A 3495-nucleotide genomic window follows, 5' to 3' on the forward strand; every position below is an offset into this window, starting at 1 on the left:
CATCCCCCCGCGATCGAGACCGCGCGCGGATCGGCGTCGGAGCCGACGACCGCGGGGATGCGCGCGGCGCCCGCCTCCCGGCGGGCGGCCCCCTCCGCCAGCAACGCGGCCGCGAGCGCGGCGTCGTGCCCGAGCCAGCGCTCACAGCCGAGCGAGCCGCGCAGCAGACCCGGCGCCACGTCGCCCGCGACCAGCGCGGCCTCGACGCACAGCGTGCCCGAACCGCACATCGGGTCGCAGAACGCGCCGCCCTCCCGCGCGATCCGCTCCCACCCGGCGAGGAGCACACATGCCGCGGCGAGGTTCTCCTTCAGAGGCGCCTCGGCCTGGATACCCTCCTCGCGGTAGCCGCGCCGGTGGAGCGCCTCGCCGGCCAGGTCGAGCGCGATGGTGGCGCGGCCCGGCTTGGCGGTCACGTTCACGCGCACGTCGGGAGCGCGCACATCCACGCTCGGTCGCACACCTGCGCGCTCGCGGAACCGGTCCGCGATCGCATCCTTCACGCGCACCGCGCCGAACATCGTGTTGCGCACGCCCGGCAGCGAGCCGTGGAAGTCGACCGCGAGCGTGCCGTCGGCGCGCAAGTGGTCCTCCCAAGGCAGCGCGCGGACGGCCTCGTAGAGCGCGTCCACGCCGTCGACCGCCGGCGCGGCCACCTCGAGCAGCAGCCGGCCGGCCACGCGAGACCACACCAGCACTCGATACGCGACCTCGAGCGTGCCGGCGAACGACACGCCCGCGGCCCGCTCGCGCACCGCGCCGGCACCCAGCGCGCGAAGCTCCGCGGCGAGCGCCGACTCGGCGCCCTTCGGGCACGTGGCGAACAGGGTCAGCGGCATCCGGGAGCTCATGCGCTCACGCTAGCACGCCGGGCCGGACCGTGACGCGCACCCGCGCGCTACATCCCGAGGCACGTCGCGATGCCCAGCCGCACCCCGGTCGTCAGCGTCTTCGGGCCGCCGTAGCAGTGCGCCCGCCCGATCTCCTCGGCGTGCGCGGTGATCTCGCGAGCGGTCACGCCCGCCAGAGCGGTGCCGGGCGTGAGCAGCAGCGGCGAGCCGATCTTCCCCTGCGCCGAGCCGCCCGCGAGCGCGTCGCAGTACGACCCGCCCGCGGCCACGCCGAGCCCTGCCCACGACATGCCCTCCGCCGTGGCGTGCCGCGCGACGATGATCGAGGTCGCGTACCGATCCAGCCCGGCGAGCCGTCCCATGACGCGCCCCTCGCCCGCCGCCGACGCCACGTGTGAGCTCACAGCGCCCGCGGCGCCGAGCACGAGCACGCGGGTCGTGCTGAGCGACTCGAGGGCGTCAGCGGTCGCGCTCGGCAGCGCCGACGCGCGTGTGAGCAGCACCGGACGGCCGAAGAAGCGCGCCGCCGGCGACGCGGCGAGCGCATCGGGGAAGTTCTCGCCGCTCGCGAGGTACGCGGTCCCGTCGGACGACTCACCCCGCGCCATCAGCTCGAACGCAGCCGCCTCTGCTACCCGCGCCGCGGTCTCGTACCGGTCGGCGCCGCCGATCCGGTCCACCTGCGCCACGCCCGCCTCGGCGAGCGCGGAAGCCACCCGGGACGACACCGCGCGCTCGCCACCCACGATCACGGCGCGCGTCACGCCGAGCCGCGCGAGCTCCTCGGCAACGCATCCGGGCAGCTCACGCGGGTCCGTGAGCAGCACGGGGCCGTCCACGGCGCCCGCGAGCCCCGCCCCGCCGAGCGCGTCCGGCCAGGTCAGCCCGGAGCACACGATCGCGGTGTCCGCCGAGCCCGTCTCGGGGAACGAGGCGCGCGACGCAGCCACGGCCGTCTCGTAGCGGTTCGCGCCCTCGATCGGCTCGCACCACGGCTCGTAGTCCTCCTCGATGCGGTTGTAGCGATACGGCGCGAAGCCCGGCTCACCCCAGAACGGATAGACCACGAGCCGCGTGCACGTGCCGCCGCGGCTGCTCGACTGCTCGTAGGACCAGTACTCGGTATGCTCCTCGTTCGCCCAGTTCACGAAGACGATCGAGTGACCGTACGCGTAGCCGGCGTCGTTCGGGCGGTTGATGATGTCGCCGGGGCGCAGCTGCTCCTTGGTGATGGGCGTGAGCACCGCGTCGATGGTGCCGGAGTGGTACGACAGCGGCGTGCCGTTGGCGTAGCGCAGGTTCAGGCAGTACGACGCGAAGCCGGAGCAGTCCCGCCGCCAGCCGAGGCTCGAGTTGGCGACGATGTCGCCGGCCTCGTTCGCCCAGCCCGAGTTACTGTACGGCACGAAGCGATCGACCCAGACCTTGCCGCGGTCGAGCACGGCGTCGCGGGTGATCGCCGAGGCGTTCCCCGGCGCGCCGAGCAGCGCTGCGAGCGCGATGAGCGCGAGCGCACAGACTGCGACACGGTGTCGGCGCGGCTTCACGGTCCGGGGGCCGCCTTCCAAACGGTTCCGCGAGGTGACACGGCTGCGACGTTCGTGGAAAGCGCAGCCATTCTACCATGTCGGCAGGTCGGGCCGCCTCGCTGTGTGACGGCGGGCACCTTCACGGACGGGCCGCGGATGCGCCGCCGAGGGCCGCCCCGCGCACGCCTACCCGAACGAGACGTGCAGCTCCCGCGCGAGCGCGAGCAGCCGGTCGCGGTCCTCGACCGCCGCGTCCCACTCGGCCGGCACCGCGCCCAGCCCGAGCATCGCTCCGAGCAGGCCGCCCGCCACCGCGCCGGTCGAGTCCCGGTCGCCGTCGATGTTGACCGCCGCGAGAACGCCCGCGCGGTAGTCGTCCGGGTGCGCGAGCGCAGCGGCGACCGCGACCGCGAGGCACTCCTCGGCCACCCAGCCCGCGCCCTTCACCGGGTCCGCCGCCACCGCGATCGCGACCTCGGCCGGCTCGGCGCCCACCTCGGCCATCCCGACCGCGCGGTCCAGCGCGGCGAGTGTCTCGGCGCCCTCGCACTCGACGGTCAGCCGCACGCGGGTCTTGGCGATGGCCTCGTCCAGCGCGGAGCCGCCCGTCACGCGCGCGACGATCTCGGCGAGGCAGCCCGCCGCGAGTCGGCCGGTGGGGTGCCCGTGCGTCAGCCCCGCGATGCGGCAGCCCAGGTCGAAGGCGACCGGGGGGTCGCCGTAGTGCGCCAGTCCCACGGGCGCGATGCGCATGACGCCGCCGCAGCCCTTCGAGTCGTTGCGCGCCGCCCGCGCGAAGCCGCCGCCTTCGAGCGCAGCGAGGCAGGTCGAGTCGGGAGCGCGCGCGTAGCCGGGCTCGGACTGGCGCGCGTACCACCTGAGGTAGCGCTCCCACACGCCGTCGGCGGGGTCCGCCCCGGCGCGGTGCGCGCGCAACAGGCCCTCGGCGGTGGCGATCGTCATCTGGGTGTCGTCGGTGAACGAGCCGGCCGGATGCCCGCCCCACGGCTGCAGCCCACTGACCTGCGCGAACTCGAGCCGCGTGAACTCGACCGGCGCGCCGAGCGCGTCGCCGACAGCGCCGCCGACGAGGCAACCCTCGAACCGCTCCAGGA

Annotated in this window: 3 protein-coding genes; all 3 read right to left on the reverse strand. The window is 75.1% G+C overall.

Annotated elements, in window-relative coordinates; all coding sequences use genetic code 11:
• The coding region (locus tag FDZ70_06880; GenBank protein TLM75602.1) for a 23S rRNA (guanine(2445)-N(2))/(guanine(2069)-N(7))-methyltransferase at positions 1-851 on the reverse strand (851 nt) is incomplete at its 3' end.
• A 47-nt stretch (positions 852-898) separates the two neighbouring features.
• Positions 899-2419: a cell wall-binding repeat-containing protein gene (locus tag FDZ70_06885; protein ID TLM75603.1), complete on the reverse strand. Its 1521-nt coding sequence runs from the start codon at positions 2417-2419 to the stop codon at positions 899-901.
• Between the two features lie 147 nt (positions 2420-2566).
• On the reverse strand, positions 2567-3493 hold the full coding sequence (locus FDZ70_06890; protein TLM75605.1) for an ADP-ribosylglycohydrolase family protein: 927 nt from the start codon (positions 3491-3493) through the stop codon (positions 2567-2569).
• Between the last annotated feature and the right edge of the window lie 2 nt (positions 3494-3495).

The sequence above is a fragment of the Actinomycetota bacterium genome (assembly GCA_005774595.1).
GTDB lineage: Bacteria > Actinomycetota > Coriobacteriia > Anaerosomatales > D1FN1-002 > D1FN1-002.